The 26,198-nt window shown below is 35.7% G+C and carries 29 protein-coding genes and 1 other annotated feature; of the genes, 19 read left to right on the forward strand and 10 right to left on the reverse strand.

Annotated elements, in window-relative coordinates:
* The first annotated feature begins 81 nt into the window (after positions 1-81).
* The 7 genes from MKZ17_RS10570 to MKZ17_RS10600 all read left to right on the forward strand — a co-directional run bounded on the left by MKZ17_RS10570 (position 82) and on the right by MKZ17_RS10600 (position 5,510).
* Complete coding sequence (locus tag MKZ17_RS10570; protein WP_340723699.1) at positions 82-963, forward strand: LysR family transcriptional regulator; 882 nt, start codon at positions 82-84, stop codon at positions 961-963.
* Positions 964-1,103: 140 nt separating this feature from the next.
* Entirely contained in the window at positions 1,104-1,988 is an 885-nt protein-coding gene (locus MKZ17_RS10575; protein ID WP_340723700.1) for a patatin-like phospholipase family protein, read from the forward strand.
* Between the two features lie 204 nt (positions 1,989-2,192).
* Complete coding sequence (locus MKZ17_RS10580; protein WP_340723701.1) at positions 2,193-2,741, forward strand: sigma-70 family RNA polymerase sigma factor; 549 nt, start codon at positions 2,193-2,195, stop codon at positions 2,739-2,741.
* Entirely contained in the window at positions 2,726-3,130 is a 405-nt protein-coding gene (locus tag MKZ17_RS10585; protein ID WP_340723702.1) for a transcriptional regulator, read from the forward strand. The genes MKZ17_RS10580 and MKZ17_RS10585 overlap by 16 nt, the downstream gene beginning before the upstream one ends.
* Positions 3,120-4,391 carry an FtsW/RodA/SpoVE family cell cycle protein gene (locus MKZ17_RS10590; protein ID WP_340723703.1) on the forward strand — a complete coding sequence of 424 codons (1,272 nt, stop codon included), beginning with the start codon at positions 3,120-3,122 and terminating at the stop codon, positions 4,389-4,391. The genes MKZ17_RS10585 and MKZ17_RS10590 overlap by 11 nt, the downstream gene beginning before the upstream one ends.
* A gap of 184 nt (positions 4,392-4,575) precedes the next feature.
* Positions 4,576-5,064: a cupin domain-containing protein gene (locus tag MKZ17_RS10595; protein WP_340723704.1), complete on the forward strand. Its 489-nt coding sequence runs from the start codon at positions 4,576-4,578 to the stop codon at positions 5,062-5,064.
* Between the two features lie 254 nt (positions 5,065-5,318).
* On the forward strand, positions 5,319-5,510 hold the full coding sequence (locus MKZ17_RS10600) for a hypothetical protein (RefSeq protein WP_340723705.1): 192 nt from the start codon (positions 5,319-5,321) through the stop codon (positions 5,508-5,510).
* A gap of 86 nt (positions 5,511-5,596) precedes the next feature.
* Here the strand turns inward: MKZ17_RS10600 and MKZ17_RS10605 are convergent, their stop codons facing one another.
* A complete protein-coding gene (locus MKZ17_RS10605) occupies positions 5,597-6,955 on the reverse strand; it encodes a stalk domain-containing protein (protein WP_340723706.1) in 1,359 nt (452 codons plus the stop codon).
* 249 nt (positions 6,956-7,204) lie between these two features.
* Here MKZ17_RS10605 and MKZ17_RS10610 point away from each other — a divergent pair, with 249 nt between their 5' ends.
* The 9 genes from MKZ17_RS10610 (at position 7,205) to MKZ17_RS10650 (ending at position 14,281) form a co-directional block, all read left to right on the forward strand.
* Positions 7,205-7,972: a DUF4184 family protein gene (locus MKZ17_RS10610; protein WP_340723707.1), complete on the forward strand. Its 768-nt coding sequence runs from the start codon at positions 7,205-7,207 to the stop codon at positions 7,970-7,972.
* A gap of 165 nt (positions 7,973-8,137) precedes the next feature.
* Complete coding sequence (locus MKZ17_RS10615; protein ID WP_340723708.1) at positions 8,138-8,698, forward strand: histidine phosphatase family protein; 561 nt, start codon at positions 8,138-8,140, stop codon at positions 8,696-8,698.
* A 130-nt stretch (positions 8,699-8,828) separates the two neighbouring features.
* The gene (locus MKZ17_RS10620) at positions 8,829-9,581 is read left to right on the forward strand and encodes a MerR family transcriptional regulator (RefSeq protein WP_340723709.1); all 753 of its coding nucleotides are present in this window, start codon (positions 8,829-8,831) and stop codon (positions 9,579-9,581) included.
* Positions 9,578-10,231, forward strand: coding sequence for a GAP family protein (locus MKZ17_RS10625; RefSeq protein WP_340723710.1), 654 nt, complete (start codon positions 9,578-9,580; stop codon positions 10,229-10,231). Before MKZ17_RS10620 ends, MKZ17_RS10625 begins: the two co-directional genes overlap by 4 nt.
* A 30-nt stretch (positions 10,232-10,261) precedes the next feature.
* A complete protein-coding gene (locus tag MKZ17_RS10630) occupies positions 10,262-11,032 on the forward strand; it encodes a class I SAM-dependent methyltransferase (protein WP_340723711.1) in 771 nt (256 codons plus the stop codon).
* A gap of 23 nt (positions 11,033-11,055) precedes the next feature.
* Positions 11,056-12,243 carry a DUF2812 domain-containing protein gene (locus MKZ17_RS10635; RefSeq protein ID WP_340723712.1) on the forward strand — a complete coding sequence of 396 codons (1,188 nt, stop codon included), beginning with the start codon at positions 11,056-11,058 and terminating at the stop codon, positions 12,241-12,243.
* A 29-nt stretch (positions 12,244-12,272) separates the two neighbouring features.
* A complete protein-coding gene (locus MKZ17_RS10640) occupies positions 12,273-12,767 on the forward strand; it encodes a DUF1572 family protein (RefSeq protein ID WP_340723713.1) in 495 nt (164 codons plus the stop codon).
* A gap of 86 nt (positions 12,768-12,853) precedes the next feature.
* A complete protein-coding gene (locus MKZ17_RS10645) occupies positions 12,854-13,468 on the forward strand; it encodes a PH domain-containing protein (protein ID WP_340723714.1) in 615 nt (204 codons plus the stop codon).
* Between the two features lie 132 nt (positions 13,469-13,600).
* Entirely contained in the window at positions 13,601-14,281 is a 681-nt protein-coding gene (locus MKZ17_RS10650) for an HAD family hydrolase (protein WP_340723715.1), read from the forward strand.
* Positions 14,282-14,311: 30 nt separating this feature from the next.
* Here the strand turns inward: MKZ17_RS10650 and MKZ17_RS10655 are convergent, their stop codons facing one another.
* Positions 14,312-15,880, reverse strand: coding sequence for a hypothetical protein (locus MKZ17_RS10655; protein ID WP_340723716.1), 1,569 nt, complete (start codon positions 15,878-15,880; stop codon positions 14,312-14,314).
* 190 nt (positions 15,881-16,070) lie between these two features.
* Between MKZ17_RS10655 and guaC the strand changes: the two genes are divergently transcribed.
* On the forward strand, positions 16,071-17,051 hold the full coding sequence (gene guaC / locus MKZ17_RS10660) for a GMP reductase (protein WP_340725538.1): 981 nt from the start codon (positions 16,071-16,073) through the stop codon (positions 17,049-17,051).
* 77 nt (positions 17,052-17,128) lie between these two features.
* Positions 17,129-17,366: a binding site (T-box leader), on the forward strand.
* A gap of 87 nt (positions 17,367-17,453) precedes the next feature.
* Positions 17,454-19,043, forward strand: a complete 1,590-nt coding sequence (locus MKZ17_RS10665) for a 2-isopropylmalate synthase (protein ID WP_340723717.1) — start codon at positions 17,454-17,456, stop codon at positions 19,041-19,043.
* Between the two features lie 255 nt (positions 19,044-19,298).
* On the opposite strand, the gene MKZ17_RS10670 is transcribed toward MKZ17_RS10665, so the two are convergent.
* The 6 genes from MKZ17_RS10670 to MKZ17_RS10695 all read right to left on the reverse strand — a co-directional run bounded on the left by MKZ17_RS10670 (position 19,299) and on the right by MKZ17_RS10695 (position 23,417).
* Positions 19,299-20,294 (reverse strand): LLM class flavin-dependent oxidoreductase, encoded by a 996-nt coding sequence (locus tag MKZ17_RS10670; RefSeq protein WP_340723718.1) that lies wholly within the window; start codon positions 20,292-20,294, stop codon positions 19,299-19,301.
* A gap of 60 nt (positions 20,295-20,354) precedes the next feature.
* Entirely contained in the window at positions 20,355-20,927 is a 573-nt protein-coding gene (locus MKZ17_RS10675) for a YdcF family protein (protein ID WP_340723719.1), read from the reverse strand.
* A 212-nt stretch (positions 20,928-21,139) separates the two neighbouring features.
* Positions 21,140-22,111 (reverse strand): TDT family transporter, encoded by a 972-nt coding sequence (locus MKZ17_RS10680; protein ID WP_340723720.1) that lies wholly within the window; start codon positions 22,109-22,111, stop codon positions 21,140-21,142.
* Between the two features lie 81 nt (positions 22,112-22,192).
* Positions 22,193-22,507: a DMT family transporter gene (locus MKZ17_RS10685; RefSeq protein ID WP_340723721.1), complete on the reverse strand. Its 315-nt coding sequence runs from the start codon at positions 22,505-22,507 to the stop codon at positions 22,193-22,195.
* Positions 22,507-22,845: a DMT family transporter gene (locus MKZ17_RS10690; protein WP_340723722.1), complete on the reverse strand. Its 339-nt coding sequence runs from the start codon at positions 22,843-22,845 to the stop codon at positions 22,507-22,509. Before MKZ17_RS10690 ends, MKZ17_RS10685 begins: the two co-directional genes overlap by 1 nt.
* A gap of 11 nt (positions 22,846-22,856) precedes the next feature.
* Positions 22,857-23,417, reverse strand: a complete 561-nt coding sequence (locus tag MKZ17_RS10695; protein ID WP_340723723.1) for a TetR/AcrR family transcriptional regulator — start codon at positions 23,415-23,417, stop codon at positions 22,857-22,859.
* 104 nt (positions 23,418-23,521) lie between these two features.
* On the opposite strand from MKZ17_RS10695, the gene MKZ17_RS10700 reads away from it, so the two are divergent.
* Positions 23,522-24,076 carry a DNA-3-methyladenine glycosylase I gene (locus tag MKZ17_RS10700; RefSeq protein ID WP_340723724.1) on the forward strand — a complete coding sequence of 185 codons (555 nt, stop codon included), beginning with the start codon at positions 23,522-23,524 and terminating at the stop codon, positions 24,074-24,076.
* Positions 24,077-24,212: 136 nt separating this feature from the next.
* Here MKZ17_RS10700 and MKZ17_RS10705 read toward each other — a convergent pair whose 3' ends face one another.
* Together MKZ17_RS10705 and MKZ17_RS10710 are read right to left on the reverse strand one after the other, a co-directional pair.
* A complete protein-coding gene (locus tag MKZ17_RS10705; RefSeq protein ID WP_340723725.1) occupies positions 24,213-24,632 on the reverse strand; it encodes a universal stress protein in 420 nt (139 codons plus the stop codon).
* Positions 24,633-24,648: 16 nt separating this feature from the next.
* Entirely contained in the window at positions 24,649-26,082 is a 1,434-nt protein-coding gene (locus tag MKZ17_RS10710) for a SulP family inorganic anion transporter (protein ID WP_340723726.1), read from the reverse strand.
* Positions 26,083-26,198: the final 116 nt, after the last annotated feature.

Genomic DNA, 26,198 nt, shown 5'->3' on the forward strand with positions numbered 1-26,198 from the left:
TTTAACGTGGTATAATTTTTATGAAAATTAATTAAATTTAATTAGTTTGATTAATAATAGTAATGAGTTAGGGGACTGCGTATGGATTTAAAATTGTTGAAGACGTTTGTTACAACTGTTGAAACAGGAAATTTTCGAGTCGCTGCTGAAAAATTATTCATTTCCCAGCCAAGCATTACAGTACATATTAAACAGCTAGAAGAGTATTTGGATGTACAGTTATTTGACAGAAATCATACGAAAGTACAGCTAACAGAGGAAGGCAAGCACTTTTATAAGTCAGCCATTCATATTTTAAATGTAGTAACCGATAGTAAAAGACAGGTTAAATTACTGAATCAGCAACGAGTAAAGCAGTTACATATTCGACTATCAGCAGCTATGGTCGAAACACATCTACCACATATTTTATATAAATTTTCTGTTCAATTTCCGAATTATGAGTTAAACATTGTCGTAGATGATTCCGAGAACATTAATCATCAGTTAGAAAATGAGCAATTGCTAGTTACGTTCAGCTTTCAAAAGGCTGTCCAAGCATCGTGTCATAGTGAAAGAGTAGGACAATCGGATTTTCAATTCATATATCCACGACAATTTCATACGAAAAATAAAGGGGCATATTTAGTTATACAAGAATTAATCGACCAATATCCGTTAATGATTGGACATTTGGGAGCAACTGCAAGTTTAGAAAAAATGTTTGGGGAATTGTATCCATCCGTTAGAAAACTCCATATTGAACAAAGCTATTATATAAAGCAATTCGTTAAGGCAGGTTTAGGAATGGCCTTTTTACCACGATTTTTAATTGCCGAGGAATTGAAAACACAGCAAATTCAATCGTTATTGTTTGATTTGTACTATTTACCGACAATTGAAATGTATATGTGTTACAAAAAAGGGGATGAGGAGCTATTGCCATTTCTACAGTTTGTACGTGAGCATTCCCCAATTGTGTAAAGCTAAGTAAGAAAGTAAGATTATATGTCCATAATTAAAAATGTACTAAAAAATAGGAATATGTTGAAATTTGTCGTTTGTTAGTTCTAAATGTTTCCTCTTTTACTTACAGTGTAGAAAAGCGTTGAAGGGGAGAACAGATGCTTGTTGATGGAGTGTTCTCGGGTGGTGGTATTAAGGGCTTTGCTTATGTTGGGGCTATGCAGGAGTTAGAGGAGCGCGGCATCCAATTTAACCGGGTAGCAGGCACGAGTGCTGGTGCGATTTTTGCTGCTTTCATTGCAGCTGGCTTTAACGCAAAAGAAATGGAAAAGGTTTTTGATGAGTTAAATCCAAAAGTATTGCTTGATTCACCTAAAGTTTTTTCTCGGCTTCCTTTTATTAAATGGATTAATTTATATTTGCGCCTTGGGATGTATCGTGGAAAAGCATTAGAAAAGTGGTTTTGTGAAAAACTAAAAACGAAAGGTATTTATTCTTTCGGTGATTTACCTAGTGGAACGTTAAAGCTAGTTGCATCAGATTTAACGAATGGTCAAATACTTGTTTTTCCAGATGACTTAAAAAATTACGGCATTGATGGTAGAAAATTTCCGATATCTCGTGCATTACGCATGAGCTGTGGTCTTCCTTTTTTCTTCGAACCGATGTATTTAAAAACAGGCAGAAGGGAATCGGTCATAGTTGATGGTGGGGTATTAAGCAACTTTCCATTATGGATTTTTGATAATGGTGTAAAAGTAAGACCAGTCCTTGGTTTGAAATTAAGCAGTGCAAGTGAAGAGATGTCACCACATGAGATAAACAACGCGATCCAACTATTTGAAGCGCTATTTACTACAATGAAAAACGCTCATGACAATCGCTATATTGCACGTAGGCACGAAAAGGATATTATCTTTATTCCGATGGAAAAGTATAATACGACCCAATTTGATATCGATGAAGAAATGAAGAGAAATCTAATGAATATTGGAAAAGATCGAACGAAGCAATTTTTAAAGACATGGTCACCAATATGGTAGTGTTCAAGAAGCTTTGTTTAATAAAGTTTACTACCTATAATAAATTTACAAATAGTACTTCCTCATGTGTTGAAAAAATCATATGGGGGAGTTTATTTATATCTCGTATTTTTTTGAACGATTTTAAATAACTGAATTCGATTATAAAAAATGCAAACTTTTAAAATGTGGTACTCGTCTAATAGTTGGAATGGAGGGAATGGCATGGATGAATTTGTAATAACAAATGCGACTGCCTCGATAGAACAAAAAATTGAGCAACTGATGGAGCATTATGGACAGGATATATTACAGCTGACTTATACATACGTACATCAGCATGCGATCGCAGAAGACTTAACCCAAGAAATTTTTCTGAAATGCTACAATGCTTTACCATCGTTTAACGGCAAATCTTCTATGAAGACATGGCTTTGGCGTATCGCGATTAATCATACGAAGGATTATTTAAAAAGCTGGTATAACCAAAATGTACAAGCTGCAGATGAGCTGATTTTACACACAATTGATGAACAAACAAGTGTCGAGCAAACGGTTGTTCAGCATGATGAAGATGCTGTATTAGCAAAGTCTGTTATGCAATTGCCGGTCATTTATCGTGAAGTCATCTATTTATTTTATTTTGAAGACTATACGAGTAAAGAAATTGCAAGTCTCCTACTCGTCAATGAAAATACTGTAAAAACGAGACTCAGAAAAGGCAAGGCATTACTCAAAAAACAACTGGAGGCATTTCAATGGACGAGCAATTAAAAAATTTAAAGCGAGCAATGAAGAAGCATACGTTTTCAGAAGTACAATTTACAGAAGCACAAAAACAACACGTTCGTGCAAAAATGACGCCGATGATCGAGCAGGAGATTTTAAGTCTATTACATGAGCCAAAAACAGCAACCGAGCTTATTCAGCTTCTTCATGTAAAGGGTGTAGACGGCCTTCTTCAAAACGAGGGAATCGTTTTTACTATTTTACATCGAGCGGAAATCGCTGAGGAACTAATCGGATGCTGGGATGAAAAGGAAGAAAAAAGCTACCGTTTATCAAAAAAGGGCTTGGCAAAATATTGTGGTCAAACAAAGAAGGACACTGGTCGATGGTCTTTAAAGTCACTATTACAGGAGGTGACGATTTATGAAGCTTAACGAGTTTTTGCAGCAGGTGACAAGTTTTATTCGTTCGAGGGAGGCAAAGATTGAAGTAGAAAAAGAGTTAACGCAACACTTGAAGCAGGCGAAAAAGGCATGGCTTGCACAAGGGTATTCGGAGGATGAAGCAGAACATCGTGCAGTTGCACAGATGGGTAGTGCTACAACGCTTGGACAATCACTTAATAAATTACATAAGCCTAAAGTAGATTGGTTGATTGTAGTGCCTATTGGGCTACTTTTAATGTTAAGCTTTTTGCCACTCCTTGCAGTCGATTTACAATATAAATCGATGCTCATTGAAAGAAACTTCATATACATCCTATTAACTATTATGATGATCACGGGGCTTATGCTTTTTGATGTTAGAAAAGTAAAAAATTATGGGTACTACTTTTACGCAGCAGGTATAGGACTAATGCTTCTTATAATGTGTTTTCCGAATTTAATTGTGAACGGAGAATCTATGCTTCGTGTTGGTCCTTTAAGACTCCATGTTTGGTATACACTCCCGTTATTTTGTATCGCCTGGGCTGCTCTTTTTTCAAAGAAGTCAATGAAAATATGGCAGGCAATCGTGCTTGCTGGATTTGCGTTTATTCTAATAGCGAACATTCCAAATGTACCAGTCTTGTTTATTTTTAGCGTGATGACATTTGTGATGCTTCTTTGTGGAACGTTTTCGAAACGAGAGAAAATCGTTGCGGCGACACTTATACTCGGTACAGTTGTAGCATTCTTTATCAGTATTTTTATAATGGCAAAGAAGGGTATTTTAGCCCCTTATCAATTAGCCCGGATTAATGGCTTTTTACAACCTGAAATGTATATGGATACATCTGGCTATTTATATGTGAAATTCTCTAGCATCATAGAAAATGCGAATTGGATCGGTGGAAATAAAATACAGGGATTATCACCCGAAGCTCATACCGATTTCGTATTTGCTCATTTAATACAGTCATACGGCTTTGCACTTGCATTATTTATAGCAGCACTTCTTTTATTTGTTCTTATTCGTATTGGAATTCAAAGCTTTAGTAAACCGCAAACATTTAGTAAGCTGCTAGTAATGGGCGTTCTAACATTATTTGCTACGCAGGTGGTGTATGCTATAGCGATGACATTTGGCGTTGTGCCGCTTGTATCGATTCCACTACCATTTATCAGCTATGGGCTGACACCGATGTTACTAAATGCATGTATTATTGGAGTATGCTTAAGTGTTTTTCGTCGGAAATCTTATATTTTTATATAGAAAAATTCTCCCTGTTCGTAAAGAGAACAGGGTTTTTTTCCGTCATTCGACGGATTTACCAGAAAAAGGGTAGAAGTATAATACAGGGGAGGTGATCCAATGCTTGTACATTTAAAGGAGTTAATGATATCCAATACAAAGTATCAAAAAAGTTTGGGAAAGCTCTTGCAAAAATCATCGGATATTGTATTTTCAAATAAATTCCAACGATAAAGGGATTGAGGCACATTTTCATCCATTTGGTGAAGATCATGCATTTGTATTACAAGGTGAATTAACATATGACATTTCATTTGAAAGACAAATTAAGGCGAAAGAAAATAGCTTAGTATTTGGTTGGACGAATTATGTTCATGGTTACCAAAATGACAGTGATCAGCCTTTACATATATTAGTTTTTGCTACACCGAAGAATAATCCTTCGATATATGAAAAAAATATGCTATCTATGCAAAACTTTATCAATATAAGAACTTGGGACTGTTCAACATTTGACGAGATAAGATCTGAAAGGATTACATTTTCCGCATCCCATTCAAAAGATTTATCGGATACAGTAATGATTCACTTACAAAGTAAAAAACTAATTGTGTTACCTAACGAAATAGAAACGAAAGATAATGCGTTATACATCACATTTCATCAAGTAGAAAAAAAGTTAAATAAAAAGTGATTTTATAAATATTTTAAGTTTTAATTAAAATGAAAATAGGATATAATTTTAAAATCAATGCGCAGAAATGGGGTATTTTATATACCCTCATGCATAGTGTTAACCTTTCCTAGTTCGGTATTATCCCGGATAAATTGGATGTTTTAAATATACGTTAGTTCATTAAAAAATCAGTGCTGCAAGTTTCGTTTGTAAGCATTCGGGTAAAGATAGGGTGTATACAATAATTATTATACTTTTAGGAGGTACAATAGATGATTGAATACAAACCGAAAGCACCTAATGAACTTGCGGACAAACAATTAAAGCGTGAAAAATATGAGAGTGAAAAAAGTAAAGCCGCAGCAAAACATTACTACAGTCAAGAAAAAAATATAGACAATCCAGATGCGGTTAAAAAAGGGGATACGAATAAAGAATCGTACAATACGATCCCTGGTAAATAACTTGTAAATGGAATCATTAAAAAAGTGTCCTGTACAGAAGATTATGATCTTCTGTAGGACACTTTTCATTTTTTTAAGGAATTATTTTACTCACAAGCCCAACCGTCTTGATCACGGTCCATTTTTGCTTGATAAGCTGGGTGGCTTGCTGGCACACCACTTGGGTAATCTATACGTAACTCTGTACAGTTTTGATACGTTTTTGAAGGCACTGTTGGCGGTGCAACATTCCCTCCACTGAATTCCTTCGCATTCAATTTATAGCCATTACAATCGATCGTAGCAATAATTGTTCCTTCTGTTGCAGTTGAATACATTTTTGAACCAACTGTGTTTATATTGTTTAAAACCGTTTGATGTGGATGGCCGTAGGAATTATCTTTTCCATAGCTTAAAATTGTAGCTTCAGGATTAACTGCCTTTAAGAAATTTAATGAGCTACTTGAACTTGAGCCGTGATGTCCTACTTTTAATAAGTCGACTTTTAAATTATTTGCTGACTTCAGTAAAATATTTTCAACTTCAAGTCCTGCATCTCCCATTAATAATACATCTGTTCCACAATAGCCACCTTTAATAACAAGGCTAGCTTCATTATTTTCCGTTGCATTTTTATTTGCATAAATAACTTTTAAATAAAATTCCAAATTATTTTCATCCATTACTACTGTTCCAGATGATGGTTCAGTATAGGGGATATTTTTACTTGAAATTAAATAAAGCATGTTCATATAGGTTTCAGAAGTATGATCTTTTCCACTATTGATAAATTTACTTACGGATATACTATTTAACACTGCAATTAGGCCACCAATATGGTCTGCATCTGGATGTGTAGCGACGACATAATCGAGCTTTGATATGCCAAGTGACTTAATATAGGCGACTAGCTGATTGCCTTCTGAACGCGGACCACCATCAATTAAAATATTTTTGCCGTTTGGGGATTGAATTAACGTCGCATCCCCTTGCCCAACATCGATAAAGTGTATCTTCATCGTTTTTGAGGAGCCTTTAGCAGGCGTTATATCAATTGTTTTAGAAGCTTGTGTCCATTGTACATTTGCTCCTAATGCTTCACTAATAAATCGTAGTGGAACGAGCGTACTGCCATTCACAATTTGTGCTGGGACAGCAATGGTAACAGTTTTGCCATTTACCTTCGTAGTCTTTGAACCGATTTTTAACCAAATTTTTGTATTTCCCTTAGATGCATCAATTGTTTTCGTTGATTGATTCCATTGAACAGTTGCTCCTAATGACTCAAAAATCCCTCTAAGTGGGACTAAGGTGCTCCCAGATTTAATAATCGCTTTGTTGCTATAGGATTGCTTTACTCCTGCAACATTAATTGTAATATTTGAGGCTGCCTCAACGTTTTGATTCACAACTGTGAATGATGTTAGTAGTAAAATCACTATTAACAAAATGTTAATTTTCTTCATTTTTCCCTCCTCGGTGTCAAAAATTTATTATGAGAGGAAGTGTGTAAAAATTCAATGAGAATTAATGGGAATCGGAAAAAAAGCCTCTTATAAAGTAATGTGCAATAATACGGAATTTAATCAAAAAAGGAAGCTAAAGAATACGTTAGCTTCCTGTTAGGATTCGACTGTAATTAGAATGCAAAGCAATTATGCTATAATAAGAAGAAAAAATTGTTTTATGAAAGCATATTTTAGGAGTGAAGCATAATGCCGTTGACTTTTGCTCATCCAGCTGCAGTTTTACCATTTTCAAGGAAGAGTATGTACATAAATTTTTTAGCTTTAGTATTAGGTAGTATGTCACCAGATTTTGAGTATTTTCTTCATGGAAAGCCACATAGTGTATACGGTCATACCTTTAGCGGATTTATATTATTTAATTTACCGCTCGTCATTATCGTCTATTTCCTTTATAAAGCATGTATACATAGGGCATTAATTACTCATCTTCCATCAATTTTTCAGGATCATTCTACCCCAAAAGTAAGCGCCAACATTTTGGTAAAGAGTATTGTTTTTTTATATTCCGCGTTATTAGGGATGCTGACACATGTAGTTTGGGATTCCTTTACGCATATAGGCGGATATGTGGTATTAAAGTTACCGTTTCTTACCTACACCGTTTCAATGTTGAATTTGAATATCCCTATTTATAAGTTTTTACAACATGGAAGCACAATGGTTGGAATCATCTTAATAATAGGATATATGTATATTCGTACAAAAAGAAATGGAGGTATACGTGATGAGAGGATAAAACCAATACAAAAATGTATGTATTGGGGTCAAATTACCGTACTCACATTTCTTCTGTTTTGTTTATGGTATGTAATCGATGAAGTATCCATTCAAGCGTATGGTATTATCGTTGTTCGCATCATTGATTCTGCCCTTATTAGTTTGTTAATTGTTTCATTATTTTTTAATCATGTAATTAGAAAAAACGCGAAGCTAAACATTGCTCACTATAAGTAAGCGTATATGGAACTTCCTTTTTATAATAGCTGGCTTAAGCTCTGTATTGTACAGTGCTTGAGCCAGCATTTTTATTTCTTTTATTTACATTAATTGTTAAAATAAATAAAATTATGATTTCTTTTGAATGGAAGAATTATTTTAATTGCACTAGGAGGAATTATTTTGCAAAAATTAGTTGTCATAAGGCATTGTGAAGCGGAAGGGCAGGCACCTACCGCAAACCTGACTCATAGCGGGCAGTATCAAGCTAAAGAGTTAGTAAAATTTTTAGAGGGCATGCCCATAAAAAAAATCATTTCTAGTCCATTTAATCGCGCGGTTCAATCCATATTGCCTTTTGCGAATAAACAGAATATGCCGATCGAAATAGACGATCGGTTAATGGAAAGAGTTTTAAGTAGTGAAAATTTAGTCGATTGGCAGGAAAAATTAAAACAAAGCTTTCATGACGAAAATTTAAAGCTTACAGGCGGTGAATCAAGTAGGGAAGCGGCATCGCGCGTTGTAGAATTAGTGGAGCAATTGCTTCAGGAAAATGAACATACGATAGCACTTATTACGCATGGTAACCTTATGACATTATTATTAAAGCATTTCTCACCAACAGAATTTGGTTTCGAACAATGGAAACAACTTAGTAATCCGGATGTATATTTAATAGAAAAGAATGAAGAAATCGAAATTAAGCGGATTTGGAATCCAAGTGGAAGCTTAAAAATGTAGCAAAGTATGTTTGGAACTTTTCCAGCTCGTTTCATTTAATTAGCTTTATGAAAAAGATTTTTAAAAACACTTGAAACTTACGCAACGTCATTTTGTATACTGTTGGAAAATGATAGGGGGCGCGTAAATAATGATTACCATTAAAGATATTTCAAAAAGAACGGGTATTTCAGTTCGTACATTACGCTATTATGAAGAGATTGCTTTACTCATACCATCAGCTAAAACAGAGGGTGGCCATCGTCTATATGGAGAAGAAGAACTAAAAAAACTTCAACAAATTTTATTTCTCAAAAATTTAGGGTTTAAGCTGAAGGAAATTCAAACACTTTTGAATAAGACGTGGAATTGGTCCGCTAGTATTGAGCATCAGCTTGCATTTGTGAAAGAGGAGCAAGAGAAGTTAAAGCAAATGGAGAATACATTAATTGGTTTGAAAAATGCTTTAGCCATCGAAGGGGAGCTGACAGAAGCCCTTATTCAACAGATGATTCAACTTTCATTACGAGAGCAAGACCAAAAACAAGCCTTTCGAAAGCAACTATTCGCTGATAGTGAAATGGATTTAATCAAAAAACTTCCGAATATAAATCGGAATGATCCTCACTCGTTAGAATGGGTCGCTTTATTAGGGCAGTTGAAGCAAGAGGTGTCACATGGTGCTGAATCAGCTGAGGTACAACGTATTATAAAACGTATGGTCGAAAAGAGTGAAGAAGCATATAAGGATAACGATCTTTTTCTAGAGAAAATGTGGGAAATACGAAAATCCCCCTCACTTTCAGAGCAAGCTGGATTGTATCCATTAGATAATGATTTTATAAACTTTATTGAACAAGCATATACCATTTATGAAGCTAGAAAAGAAGCCGGTCAGCTATGAGTAATGAAATTTTATTGTATATTGGCGCATTGGCATTACTTGATATGTTTAGTCCAGCGATAATCGGCGTAACAGTATATGTATTACTGTCAGCAAAAGGAAAACAAACGAAATTAATCATCACCTATTTAGTTACGATTATCGTCTTGTATTTTAGTACGGGTATTTTTTTAATGCTTGGCTTAGATATTATTTTTCGTCCAATTGCAGATGCATTCAGTAGCAATACGGCCAAAATAGCAATGACGAGTATTGGAGCTATTTTATTTATTGGTAGTTGGTTTGTGCCAAAGAAAAAAGGAATGGATCAACCGAGGCCGAAAAACTTTAAGGTAAATGCAATGGTTGCAATGGGATTAACGACGTTTGTTGTGGAAGTAGCTACTGCCATACCTTATTTTGCTTCGATCGGGCTAATGGTAAGTCATCACTTTAGCTTTTATGAGTGGTTACCTATTTTACTAGGATACAATGTGATAATGATTGTACCAGCACTTTTTTTACTTTTCCTATTCATATTATTCCGTCGATGGATGGTAAAACCGTTAAGGAATTTGCAAATTTTAATACAAAAGAATACAAGTTCAGCGCTTTCATGGATCATGTTTGTTGTTGGGCTAATTTTGCTACTTAATGGTGGGGGAATTTAATTTAAATACGCCTTTGAAGGGAGTTAGACGATGAAAAATACAGATAAATTTACGGGCTTAGCTAGCCATTATGCATCTGCTCGACCATCTTATTCTAAGCAATTAATAGATTACTTGTATGAACAATGCGGATTTACAGAGAAGTCTGTTATCGCAGATATCGGTTCAGGTACAGGGAAATTTGCGAAATTACTGCTAGAGCGGGGCAGCTTTGTATATGGTGTGGAACCGAACAAGGATATGCGTGATATGGCAATGAAAGAGCTTGGGCAGTTTACTCATTTTAAAGCATTAACAGGCTCCGATTCAGCTACAGGACTAATGCCAAAATCAGTGGATTTTGTTACAGTCGCCCAGGCATTTCATTGGTTTGACGAAGTCGCCTTTCAATGGGAATGTTCACGTATTTTAAAACCAGAGGGAAAAGTATTTTTAATATGGAATGTGCGCGACCAGAACGCTTTACTTAATCAAAGGATGCATCAGCTTTTTGAGAAGTATTGTCCGAATTTCCCTGGTTTTAGTGGTTGGATGCAGCGAGATGATTATAAAATCAATTCCTTTTTTAATAAGCAATATGAAGTGATTTCCTTTTCCGATCCGTTATTCTTCACGAAGGAAAAATATATTCAACGGTGTCTATCAGCATCGTACTCTCTTCAAAAAGGAGAGCCGAAATTTGATGAATATGTGAAAGAAATCGAACAACTTTTTAATGAATATGCGGTCGGAAATCTAGTCGAAATGCCAAATCAAGTAATAGCATATGTGGGATACCCTACAAGTTTATTAAAGAGTTAATAATTAAATATAAGGGGTTTGATATGGGTAATTTCATTCGAAAAATTCGAATAGATGAATTTTGGCGGATAGCTGAGCAGGAAGTATGGTTTCAGGAAATGTCCGCCAAAGGGTTTCACTTAAAAAAGCTAGGCAAGTACTTAGTTACTTTTGAAAAAGGAGAAAAAAGTGACGTCTATTATAAAATTGAGCCTTCGAATTGGATGAACTTATCAACCGTTCAGCTGGAAAAAAGTGAACAATTAGGCTTTGAATATGTCACGAACTATACGGTCTATTTTACAACGTACCATGTTTTTAGTACGACAAATGAGCATGCAAAAGAACAAAGCATCATTGATCGAGAGGTGCAATTAAAGGCTTTTGAAACGGTTAAAAAGTGGACGAGAAATACTATCTTTATTACATTCATTCCGACGCTCCTTCTATCAGCAATTTTTGTAGCGTTCCTTTTTAGAAGTGAAGCATCTATATATCATTTTGTAGTGAGTGAACATATACTTTTCTTTATTTTAGTAGGATATATACTTATGTCTTTACCTACTGCATATATTTCCATGAAAAGTATTAGTCAATATAGTTTAGAACAATTAAACAGTATAACCACCATTAGATCATCGAATAAGAAGAAACGAAGGTGGGTATTAATAATTGGTTTCCTATCATACCTCCTTCTAATGACCGCATTAGCATTTATGCCTATTGTACAAATAATAAAAATGGATACAAAAACGATGCCAGCAGAAGCGCACGATTTGCCAATTATCCCTTTAGCGGATATCGAACAAAATGCAAATTTACGTCGAGAATCAAGTGATATTTGGGATGAAGTAGATTGGAATAATCGATACTCGGTGGAGTGGAGCATTTTAGCACCGATTCAGTATAAATCAAATCAAGCATTAATTGATGATCAATCGTCTTATCGACCATATATGAGTTACGAGGTATACCAACTTCAGTTCGCTCAATTAACCGCACTGTTCATGGATGATTTAATCGAACGAAATGAATATAGAGTGGAAAAAAAGGATTTTACGAAAATAAATGATCGTCGCTTTAATCAATTACTTGTATATAATAACGGGTTAATCAAAACGATTGTGGCAGTAAAGGGCAAGGCGGTTGCGTATATAGACTACAATGGTCAGGCTGTAGAAGAAATCATTTTGGATCAATTAAGTAACAGACTTTCGACAATTTCAGAATGATCTTTCGTATATAAAATGGGGGGGAAAAGATGAACTTAGGTAAAGCTTATTTAACAACTGTTAGGCAACGATTTCTCGAAGCCAAAACAACGGCTGAAAAAGCAATGGAGCAATTAAGTGAAAGTGAGCTATTTTGGACGCCGAATGAAGAGTCAAACAGTATTGCGATTATCATAAAACATATGAGTGGAAACATGGTATCTCGGTGGACGGATTTTCTTACAACGGATGGAGAGAAACCTGACCGAAATCGAGATGACGAATTTGTAGGGGATATTGCCTCCAAAGAACAGCTAATGAATATTTGGGCGGTTGGATGGGATACTTTTTTAAATGCGTTAGAAAGCATTACTGAAGAGCAGCTTTTAAATATTATTACAATCCGAAATGAACCACATACGGTGATCGACGCAATTGAACGCCAAATGTATCATTATTCTTATCATATTGGGCAAATCGTCTATGTGGCAAAACGGTTAAAATCAAATGATTGGCACACATTGACGATTCCTAGGAAAAAATAGCGGTTCCTTCCAAAAGAAGCACCACAAAAAATCATAAAAAGTGTGGTAAAATTAAGTAGAATTCAAATAGATTTGGAGGATGCTCGATGTTTAAAAAAATTGCTGCCGATGCACTCGGCTTATCAGATATCGGTGTTGTTATATCAAAAGAAGATTTTGATAAAACGGATGCAGATGATTTCGTCTTTAATGAAATTGATGAAAAAATTTATTTTTTAATTAAAACAAAAGCAGATGAATATTGCTTTACAAACTATGCGTTAATTCATGTTGACGGTGCCAATGCCATTAGTAAAAAGCGTTTACTACGCCGTTATGATTATGAGCATTACACAATTGATCAAGTACTGTTAGAAACAGCAGGTACAATCGATTTAGATGTTGAAATTAAGTTTACAATAGGCAATAATCCATTAAGCATTGATATTCATAAAAAATATTTAACTGAGATTAAAGACTTATATAAAGCGTTGCATGCCATTTCGCTTGAGCAAAAAACAAATGCCTTTAGTATGGAGGCCGCTAAACAAAGCTTAACGCTAGCGTCGAATTCACTAGGCCGAATTGGCAATGATAGTATTTCTCCAGCTTCATCCTTTAAAGAAATTACAAGCTTCTCTCACAAGTGGTTAATCGATCAAAAAGCGCAATTTGTGAAGAAAGATTTCGGGGATGTATTTGAGAAATATATTCACAATTAAAAACTAATATATATATAAGAATAGTGTTTAAATTTATCCGTTTGCTAAAAAATAGCGAACGGATATTTTTGAATAAAGGTATCCTTCATAATTTTAAGTATTCATATTTTGTGATAAAGGAGGTGGGGTAATTTGACAAACATTCAAGCTATATTCTTTGATTTAGATGATACATTACTTGATCGAAATAAGGCAGTCGATAAGATGTTTTTAATAATTTTAGACAAGTATTATGACGAGATTACCGATGGAGAAAAAAACAAAATGCTTAAAAGATTCAAAGACTATGACAGTAGGGCTTATGGTCAAAATGATAAAGCTTTTGTTTTGGAAGCATTTTTTAATGAATTCCCACCAATCGAAAGAATTCAGCGAAATGCCCTTCAAAAATTTTGGAATGAACATTTTCCTATGTGTTTTTCGATAAACGAAAACGTACTACATCTCGTAAATGTTATAAAAGAGCAAGTGAAGGTGGCCATAATAACAAATGGCTCCACACAGAGACAATACGCTAAAATAAGTAATACAAATTTACATTGTTGTTTTGATTCAATCTTTATTTCAGAAGAAGTGGGGATTAGTAAACCAGACAAACGAATATTCGAATTCGCTTTAAATAAGCTAAATGTAAAACCTGAAGCGACATTATTTGTAGGGGATGACTTAGAAAAGGATATTGGTGGCTGTCAAAATGACAATGTTAAGGGGATTTGGTTCAATCCAAACAAACACTCGAACGATACGAAAATAAAACCATTTGCTGAAATTCATTCTTTAAATCAATTGATAAATTATGTAAAGGTGCCCTAAATGACTCTTTTAGGACACCTTTTTTTAACTTTATTCATCCGCAATGCCATAATATTTTGATTGGTAATTTTTTATTTCTTTCTTTACTACAGATAATTTTTCTTCTAATTCGGCAATTTCACCACGTAATGTAAGAGCTGTATTTGAAGATTCAGAGCGTTTTTGAATAAGGTCATTTGTTTCATTAATGATTTTTTGAAACCGTTGCCGATCATTCATCAATACAGTACCTTCCGTTTGTAAAAGTTCCTCCACTAATTGCATTTCTGCTTCCCCAATTTCCTCGGTTAAAGTCCGTATTTCAGACCGCAATGAACTATTATCAAAAGCGGAACTTATCGATTTCCAAAAGCCTTTTTGCTTTGAGTTGTTTGCTTTTTGAATTTCGAGCGTTGCAATTCGCTCTTTTTTTGAAGAAATTGTTTGGAGTAAGTGATCATAGGTAGTCGATTGTTCGGATTTGTCAATCGCATAAATAACGTTTAATAATGCCTGTCGGATTGATTCTTTCTCTTTTGTAAGCGCCTGAATCGTATTTGCTAATTCTGCACTCTCCCGTTCAGCGGAAACGGCCTTTTTTTGACGAAGGGCAATTTCTTTTAAGTATTGATGTTGGTCGTCTAGTAAACTAGTGTGCTTGTTTTTTAAATGCTGCCAGCGTGAAATGATTGGTTGAAATAATTTTTCATCATTGTTTGGTAATGCGACCATCGAGGGAAGTGTCATTTGTAAGAGTACAATTGGGACTAATCTTTTTTGTGAAACTTTATTTTGACGTGATACTAACCAACCACCTCCACCAATTGCTAATGGGATTAAAATGAACGGGTTAATGACTAACGTAAGGAGCGATGATGCTAATGTGTATACGCCAACAGGCATTGCTACTCCTCCTAAAGCAATCGTTGAAGCCATGGCAGTTGTTAATGTTGTATAGGCCGTAAAGCCAGCAATTTCCACAATAGCAGATAATACAAATACAGATCCCCTTGCAACCATTGCTTCGTGAATGGTCTCCTTCGTAACTTCCTCAATTTGTAATCGGTTTTTTAATCGGATTTGTTCATCATCAGGTAATTCAACAAGAAATTCTTGTATCTTTTGCGTGAATTTGAAGCGTTCATCTTCCTTTAATTCTTGATATTTATCATCAAAAGAAAAGAATAATTTTTGCATTTCAAATTGAATGATTTGCTGTAGCTTCGTTTGATCTGTTGAACGATCTGTGAAATCAATAAAATTATGATCACTTTTTTCTAAATCACTATAAGCATGTTCTACTATTGCCGTGCATTGTTGTTCTATATTTTCGATAGAGTGATAAGGAATTCCTTTCATCTCATACACTTCCGTAAGCTTTAAAAATAATTCAAGCTGTAGTGCTTCATCTGAAATTTGCTCGATTTTTTGCATTTCCTTTTCCAGGTTGGCATTAAAGTGGTCTACATCCTTATTAAATAATTCCTTCGTTTTTACTCTTAACAAGCTAAAAATATTTGTTTTAAATAACAATGCATAAAGCATTCGCAGCTCACGTCCTTTTAAATTCATTAAGGACATCGCAACTAATTGACCGTCGATATGTATTCCTCCTCTCAAGCTTTATACTATTGTACGACAACATGTTGCAAGGAAGTAGTAAATTCAAAACATTTCTTAGATTGAGTGAAATTCTAAAAAAATGTTCAATTTTGGTTGACACCGCTTTCAATCTATTATAAAGTACCTAATGGCGAATGATTATTAAGCTGAATAAAAAAATGTTCGTGTTTAGGAGTGTTTTAATATGATGGATACAGTTTTTGATTATGAGGATATTCAATTAATACCTGCAAAGTGTATTGTGAAAAGCCGTACAGAATGTGATACAACAGTTACACTAGGTGGGTATCAATTTAAATTACCGGTTGTACCAGCGAATATGCAAACGATAATTGATGAAACAATTGCTGAAAAATTGGCATCTGAAGGTTATTTTTACATTATGCACCGTTTCAATCCAGAAACGCGTGAGCAATTTATTCGTGATATGCAGGGGAAAGGGTACATTGCATCGATTTCTGTTGGCGTGAAAGATGAAGAATATGCATTTGTTGAACAGCTTGCAGATGCAAAGTTAACACCGGAATTCATTACAATTGATATTGCACATGGTCATTCAAATCAAGTGATTGACATGATCGGTCATATTAAAAAGCATTTACCAAACAGTTTTGTTATTGCTGGAAATGTAGGGACGCCTGAAGCTGTTCGCGAATTAGAAAACGCAGGGGCGGATGCGACAAAAGTAGGTATTGGACCAGGTAAAGTATGTATTACAAAAATTAAAACAGGTTTTGGCACTGGTGGATGGCAGTTAGCCGCACTTCGTTGGTGTGCAAAAGCAGCATCAAAACCAATTATTGCAGATGGCGGTATTCGTACGCACGGTGATATTGCTAAATCGGTACGTTTCGGAGCGACAATGGTTATGATTGGCTCATTATTTGCTGGTCATGAGGAATCACCAGGAAAAACAGTCGAAGTTGATGGTAAACTTATGAAGGAATATTTCGGCTCTGCGTCAGAGTTCCAAAAGGGTGAGCGCAAAAACGTAGAAGGTAAAAAGATGTATGTTAATTACAAAGGTCCTTTAATGGATACTTTGACAGAAATGGAGCAAGATTTACAATCATCTATTTCTTATTCAGGTGGGAAAACATTAGCTGCAATTCGCAATGTAGATTATGTGATCGTAAAAAACTCGATTTTCAATGGTGATCGCATTTAATTGTTATTTAATTAAAAATTTTCAGATAAATATTGACATCAATATGGAAAGTGCGTAAACTTGCTTTCAAGAGAACAGAAAAGGCTTTGATTGGAAGTAGTAAATTGTCCCGTATTCTTAAAGAGAGTCAGTGGGTGGTGTAAACTGACGGATACAGCAATTGAACTCGTCCATGAGCTACAACCTGAATGTCAGTAGGGAAGTCGGATGCCTCCGTTATTAGGCAAGACAGTATTGTGCTGTCGTTAAGTGGAATTGTGTCAGTAATGACCGTTCAATTTAGAGTGGTACCGCGAGTTCAGTCTCGTCTCTATCAGTAGTTGATAGAGGCGGGGCTTTTTATTTTGCCGCTGTGCCTACTTTGTTTTCCCATCAAAATAAAACAGAAAAGGGGTTTTGTAAATGAGTCGAAAAATTTGGGTGTTTGATACAACGTTACGTGATGGTGAGCAAGTACCAGGTGCAAAATTAAACCTATACGAAAAAGTAGAGATAGCTCAACAATTAAAAAAACTAGGTGTCGACATAATAGAAGCCGGTTTCCCTGCATCTTCTCAAGGTGATTTTGATGCGGTAAAGGCAGTAGCACAAAAAGTAGGGAATACATCAGATATTATGATTACAGCACTTGCTCGTGCGGTGAAGAGTGACATTGATGCTGTGTATCATGCAGTAAAACATGCACAAAATCCGATGATTCATATGGTATTAGGCACATCGGATATTCATGTAGAGAAAAAGTTTAGTAAATCAAAAGATCAAATTTTACAGATCGGTGTTGATGCGGTGAAATACGCTAAAACATTACTTCCACAAGTACAATATTCAACAGAAGATGCATCGCGCTCAGATTTTGAGTATCTATGGAAAACGATTGAGGCCGTCATGAAGGCTGGTGCAACAATGATTAATGTCCCTGATACTGTAGGGTACGCAGAGCCGGAGCAATGGGGAAAAATGATCGCGAAACTGAATGACCGCATGAAAAACTTAGATGACTCTGTGCTATTATCCGTACATTGCCACAATGATTTAGGTATGGCAACAGCAAATACGCTAGCTGCCATTAAAAATGGTGCAGATAAAGTAGAATGTACGATAAATGGTATTGGTGAACGGGCTGGTAATGCTGCTTTAGAGGAAGTTGTAATGGCGATTAAAACTCGTGGAGATGTGTATGATGTATTTACGGATATTCATACGAAGGAAATTATGAACACATCTCGCTTAGTATCAAGCTTTATGGGCATTGATGTACAAGTAAACAAGGCAATTACAGGAGATAATGCCTTTGCACACTCTTCGGGCATACATCAGGATGGCTTACTAAAATCTAGAGATGCCTATGAAATTGTTCATCCAGAAGATGTAGGTTTAGAAGATATGGAGCTTGTATTAACTGCACGCTCCGGCCGCCATGCAGTCAAAAATGCATTATCAAAGCTTGGTTTTAAAGATTTTACTGTGGAAGAATTTGAAGGTATTTTTGAAAACTTCTTAAAATTAGCCGATTCTAAGAAGGAAGTCTATAATCACGATTTATATGTAATCGTTGAGGAGTATTATGAAAAGGCAGAGAAAAACAATCCAAACGAACAAACTTATGCAGACCAGTTTTATGAAATTGAAGATTTACAAATTATCTCAAATTCAACGTTCCCGTCCGCAAGCGTGAAAGTAAGACGAGGGGCGGATGTCTTTCAAGCAAGTGCTGTAGGTTCAGGTCCAATTGATGCGCTTTACTTAGCAATAGCGGAGGTAACGGGGATTAACGTTAAATTAGTCGAGTATAATATTAGCTCTGTGTCACGTGGGCAAGAAGCATTAGGAAAAGTAAAAATTATTGTTGAATTTAATAGCGAGACGTATATGGCAAAGGCTGCCCATACTGATATATTAAAGGCATCTGCACTTGCTTATGTAAATGCGATTAACAGTATTATCGTAGCGCGCATTAATCCACAGACGGCTAGTCAAATTGCAACCGTATAAAACTACAGACTGAAATGGATTTCTAGCGGAATGAATTAGCGAAAAAAAAGAGGCTAGGACAGAAGTGGGAATTTCTCTATTTATGGAAAATGCAGTATTAAAAATTAGATACTTAATAAATTGGTTGTAGTGGAGGGGCGACTCCCCCGGAAATCGTTCTCACAACGGAAACCAATTACAAAAAACATCATTTTTCTCACTCGAGAAAAATGATGTTTTGGTTTTGTCCCAGCCTCACAAAATTTGCATCTGAAATTATTTGATCAATTGCTCTGCCAGTAATTGATAGCTATTTAAACGTTGCTCAACAGTATATAAATTACTATTGATCATTGCCTCATCAAATCCGTAATACTCTTGCTCATATAAAATTCGCTCCGCAACTTCCTTCGCTGATCCAACAAGCATTAATGAACGGTTTTGCTGTAAAATCATTTTATCCATTTCTGTTAATGGATAATCCTTTGCTTCCTCAGGAGAAATCCCTTGTGTTAGCTTACCTCGCATTAAATTTAGTCGCGCAATTTGCATCGGCATCGATAAATATTCCGCCTCTTCTTCTGTTTCCGCCACACATACTGCATAAGTAGTAATTATTTCTGGCTTCTCCATAAAATAAGACGGTTGGAAAGCATTGCGATAGGCGTCAAAAATTCCTTTAGACATTTGCCCATTGAAAAATTGAGCAAACGAGTACCCAACCCCAGCAGCTCCTGCTTGTCTAGCACTTTGACCACTTGAGCCTAGCAGCCATGCTTGTGGCAGTTGAATTTTAAATGGCGCGGCAACGACTGCATCATAAACTGCCTCACCTGTTTGCTGCTCATTCATCAGACGTAAAATGATTTCAAGCTTATCATATTGTTCATTCATCTCTGGGCGTCTGCCACTCGCAAGAGCCGTCATAGCTAGTCCATCTCCACCTGGTGCTCGCCCAGCGCCAAAATCAATGCGACCTGGCGCTAACGCAGCTAATGTCTTAAATACTTCTGCAATTTTTAATGGGGAATAATGCATCATCATTATCCCGCCGGTACCAACTCGGATACGCTCTGTTTTTGCTGCGACATAGGCAGCTGTAATTTCAGGTGCAGAGCTTGCTAATGAAGTCATATTATGATGCTCGGCAAACCACATGCGCTCATAGCCTAATTTATCACCGAGCTGAGCAATTTTTACACTATTTGCAAGAGCTTCTGTTGAAGTCATCCCTTTTGAAATTGGTACTTGATCTAAAATACTAAGTTTCATTTATTTCACCCCATTTTGTCGTTCTCTATAAAAATAACGAAATGGTTTCTAAATGTAAAATTATTTACCTGCAATAAATGTTTTTAATAATGCTAGCCTTTCCCGAACCCGTGATTTGAACTCAACTACTTTAGGGGTAGGGGCTGCTAATACATCGGACTGCAATCCTAAATTTTGAGCTAACAGACTTGCTCGCCGCAAATGAAAATCATTCGAAACGATTGTAATATCTGTAATCTTTTCTGGTAATAGAGACATTGAATAGAGTAGATTTTCATAAGTAGAAGTAGATTGATCCTCGAGCATGATTCGATCTGGAGCAATTCCTTTTTCTACTAACACGTCAAACATTACAGAGGCTTCGGTTCTGTCCTCATCGGGTCCTTGCCCACCTGAAACGATTGCTTTTACATGAGGATGGTCATGTAAGTATACTGCAGCAACATCTAAACGGTTTTTAAGAGACAGGGAGGGAACACCACCCGGCTTCACTTTAGCTCCTAATACGATTAAATAATCATTTGTACCGTCTGCTCTATTTTTCTCCCCTTGATTTATTTCATAGCCTAACCAAATATAAAGGCCGCTACTAATAACGCCTATGCCAATAATAAAGTACAACCATTTATTCATTTCTTTCGACCTCCTTAAGTATTATACGACATCTGAGTGGAAAAAGTTTCTAATTGCAAATGCTTAAGAAGCGATAGGGGACGTAAAATTCAGAATGTACAATAAGAAAGAATATTCACGACAAATGCACACTACAGCTATCGAATGAAATGACAAAAAGCACCAAGAATTAAATCTCGGTGCTTTTTGTTATTAAAAATAAGTTGTATTCGTTATGAAATCACTTCTTGATTTGATTGTTGCTTTATACGCTGTTGTTTAAATTGAAAAACTAAATAGTTACAATATCGAATGAAAACATATGAAATCATTAAAGTAGCAAGGATTAGTTGTCCGTTTCCAACCCAATTTAACCATAGTAAGTCAATATTATGATTACTTAAAAATTGATACATAGCATGTGTTGCTGTTGCTGTAACAACAAGAGGAAACGTAAAGGCCGCATAGCTTGGATAAAAAGGAAGCTTTAAAGCACTTACTAGTTTTGTTAATACTAATAAAAATAAAGCTTGAGCGACAACAAATAGAGTAATTGCGATTGGTAATGTTCCTTCATACTGCTGGAAATAAGCAGCTAAGCTTAATGATGCAGGCGCTGTTAAAATCGTAATCATTGGAATAGTGGGCTCTGGTAAGTCTTTTAAAATAAACCCACGTTTAATTACAATCGGAACGAGAATAATGAATGAGATCACCGCAAAAAGTAGGATTCCTTTTGTGAAAACATTTGATAGCTGTCCAGCAGTTAACGGCATCATCGCTGTTCCAACAAATAATATGAACCAACTTGGAAAAATCATCGAAATTGACAATTTTTTTCTCCAAATAAATGCCTTAATAAAATACAAAATAATAAAAATTTGAGTAGCAGCAGCAATAATCCATATACTTTGAATGAGAAGTTCTGGAACAGAATAGTAATGTAAGCCATTACTAAAAGCCATCGTACCCATTGTAAAAGTAGGGGACACAGATGCGATAATTGGATTTTGCATTTCTGATAAAACACTTGACCAAGCAAACAACGCTTTTGACAAAAGCATTAATAATAAAAAGCCACCAATGAAAAATGCAATATGCCCTAGTACATGCTGTTCTACTGTATGAAATACGTTCCCCAATGAAACAAAACCTAGCATAAGCCCGCTCATTGGGATAGGGATAAGTTGTAAATAAGCTTTCATATATGTACCTCCACTATAATATACGAATATAAAAACGCAGAACGAGAAATGGCTGCTCCACGTTTAAGCTGTGACTCTATCTTACTGCGTTAACTTTAATCCGACAACCGCAATTAAAATAAACGAAATAAACAAAATTCTTTTCCAACTTTTAGATTCGTTATAAAGAAACATTCCCACGAGTGTTCCACCAACAGTACCGATACCCGTCCAAACAGCATAAGAAATTCCCATCGGTAAAGTTTTCATTGCTAATGCAAGCAATGTAAAGCTACAAGCAAATGATCCAAATAAAATGGTGAAGTTCGTGATGTTGCGTTTTTGAGCAACCTTATTCATGCCAATTACTCCACCAACTTCAAATGCACCTGCTAATAGTAAATATACCCAAGCCATTAGTTATCCCTCGCTTCTTCTGGCTCATTCGAAATAAGTTTTAGTCCAATTACGCCTATTAATAAAAGGGCGATAAAGCCAATTTTTGCAATACTGAATGGTTCGTTAAATAATAATGTCTCTACAATAACTGTTCCTGCGGTTCCTATTCCCGTAAATACCGCATACACCGTTGCAACAGGTAATTTTTCTGTTGCAATAATTAAAATATAAAAGGATATAATTATGAGCACAACAACGCCTATCCACATGCCAATCGTGCTTGCATATTTTAAGCCCATTGCCCAAAGAATTTCAATAAGTCCTGCTAATAATACAAGGAGCCAATATTTTGTCATCATCTTTCACCTCAATTTGTAATGCCCCGATAAAACACTTTCCAACCGGCTTCTAACCGTTTTTCAAAGCGTGCTTCACCACCATAAAGCATTTCAACATATAAACTGTCGAGTAACGCTAAAAAGCTACTTGCTGCTATTGTTGGGGATACTGCTATTTGTTGTTTAGCAAAAAAGTGTTTTAGTATAGCTTCTAATGAATCTAAATAAAAATAAGTTTGCTCCAGTAATTGCTTTTCTAAATGGGGTGGTGTAATAAATGTCGACCGAATAAAAAATTTAGTACTTAATTGTTGCATAAAGCGTTGTTGTGCTGCGCGTAAAAGTAGATAGAGCATTTGTTCAACTTCTTGCTCTTGCTGTTGCTCGATAAATCCCTTCATAAAGGCCAGCTCTGTTTGCATGGCATCTTGAGATATTGATAAATAAAGATCATCCTTACTTTTAAAATACGTATAGATTGATTGCTTGCGAATCCCTACTTCTTCCGCTATTTGTGCTAGGGAACCACCACTATACCCATGCTCAGCAAAGTTACTATAAGCTGCCAGAACGATTTTTTGTTGCGTCATATTATCACCTTCCTAACGTTCGTCAGTTAAATCTATCACATTTTGATTGCGAATGCAAAATAGTTCGCTTAAAGTGAAAGAAAACAACCGTTGGGGTGATTATTATGGAACGTTGTGCATGGGTGAAGTTAGATGAGCCGATTTATGTAAAGTATCATGATGAGGAGTGGGGCGTACCTGTATATGATGATCAGCATCTATTTGAGATGCTTTGTTTAGAAGGCGCACAAGCTGGACTGAGTTGGCTGACGATATTAAAACGAAGAGAAGGATACCGCTTAGCATTTGACCAGTTTAATGCTGAAGTGATTGCTACTTATGATGAACAAAGATTAGCACAATTAAAGGAAGATGAGCGAATCATTCGTAATCGTTTAAAAATTGCTAGTGTTGTGACGAATGCACAAAGCTACATAAAAATAAAAAACGATTATGGGTCATTTTCACAGTATGTTTGGTCCTTTGTAGATGGGAAGCCGATCATTAATTACTGGAATACGATTGAAGAAGTTCCTATCACAACAGAAATTAGTGACCGAATGAGCAAGCAATTAAAAAAAGATGGCTTTAAATTTGTAGGGAGCACAATCTGCTATTCGTTTATGCAAGCAGTCGGTATGGTAAATGACCATACAACCAATTGTATTTGTCGTAAATAACTCTACATGTGAGACTGCTCTTAATCATTTAACTTTAAGAAACGTCTTTCATCTAGTGTAAACGTAATGAAATATAAAACACCATTTTTCATATTAGAGAAAAATGGTGTTTTGACTTTTGAATTAAAGAATACAATTATTTAACAATCATGGCCGGGCATTGGACACGTTTCATTACTTTATGAGATACACTTCCTAGCACCATTTCCTGTAAGCTATTTAATCCTCTACTTCCGATAATAACTAAATCTACTTTTTTTGAATTGGCATAGTTCACAATTTCAGGACCAGGACTACCATGCACCATTTCAATTGCATAGTGCACGTTTTCTGCCGTGAATAATTGCTCAATGTGTTGTAGCTTTTTCTTGCGTTCCATATACAAGCTTTCTGCTGAATTTGCGTGAAGTACCTCTGTTTTTACTTTTTCATAATCAATCACAAATAATAGTGTAATTTTGCTATGTTCATTTAATTTGACTAGTTTAACTGCTTCTTTTGCTGCACGAAATGAGTTTTCAGAGCCATCTGCCGCAAGTAAAATATGTGGATACATGTTCATTCCCCCAAAGTTAGTCAATTATCGTATGACCGGTTAACTTCACAAGCAATTGTTTACTTGCTTCATCAATGCCTGTATACGCTACAGTTATATTTTTCGCCTTTAACAAGTCCTTCACCTTTACTAATGAACCAACTGCGGAATCGTCCCATACTTTACAATTGGTGAAATCGATGATAATCGAATTAGAGGAAAACGCTTGTGTTTTAAAATATTCGACAAAGCTTTCTGTTGAAGCAAAAAATAATTGCCCTGATACAGCATACGTTGTTCCTTGCTGAGTTATTTTGACACGAGAAATTTCATTGACGAAAAAGAGCGCACTTACGATAATACCTGCCACAACCCCAATTGCAAGATTATGTGTGTAGAGTACAACAGCAATCGTTAATAGCATGACAAAGACATCCTTTTTTGGTGCTATCATTGCATATTTAAACGAATGCCAATCAAATTGTGTAATACAAACAACGACCATAACACCAGCAAGTACAGGCATCGGTATTTGTACAACATAATCACCTAAAACTAAAATAAGAAACATTAAAAAACTACCTGCAACAAACGTTGAAAGGCGACCGCGCCCACCGGATTTAACATTAATAACTGACTGACCAATCATCGCACAACCCGCCATTCCTCCAAAAAATCCGTTAATGACATTGGCAATGCCTTGACCACGTGCTTCTTTGTTTTTATCACTTTCTGTAGACGTCATATCATCTAAAATAGACGCTGTGAGTAACGATTCCACTAAACCTACAACAGCAAGTGCTAAGGAATACGGTAAAATAATCATGAACGTTTCCCAATTGAATGGAATGTCTGGAATGAAAAACGACGGTAATGACTGACTGATCGAACCCATATCGCCAACGGTTTTTAAATTGACGCCTGAATAGACCGCTACAATTGATAAGATAACAACTGCAATTAATGGAGCGGGGATTCCTTTAATGATATAAGGAATCGCATAAATTAACGCAATCGTCACAAGTAAAAATAACCACGTCATGAAATCCCCACCGATAAAGTGCGGAGTTTGTGCTAGAAATACTAAAATAGCTAAGGAGTTAACAAAGCCAATCATCACAGCATTTGGAATGAATTTCATTAATTTCGCAATTTTAAGTAGACCGAATGCTATTTGTATAAATCCAGTTAAAATTGTGGCAGCTAGTAAATAGTGCAAACCATGGTCCTTTACTAATGAGACAATGACTAATGCCATCGCGCCAGTAGCAGCAGAAATCATCGCAGGGCGTCCCCCAACAAAGCTGATTGTTACGGCAATTACAAAGGATGCATAAAGACCTACCATAGGATCAACACCAGCTAATATTGAAAATGCAATGGCTTCCGGAATTAGTGCTAATGCAACGACTAAACCAGCTAATACATCTGCACGTATATTTCCGAACCATTGCTCACGTATACTTCCCATAAAAAAACCCCTTTAAATAATCTTTTCCTATCATATCATGACCGTCAAATTGAGCAAGACGATAGATGTGGAATGAATCATTATTAATTGTATTCTATTAAAGTTAGTGTGTACTA

It is taken from the genome of Solibacillus sp. FSL R7-0682 (genome assembly GCF_038005985.1).
Classification (GTDB): Bacteria; Bacillota; Bacilli; order Bacillales_A; family Planococcaceae; genus Solibacillus.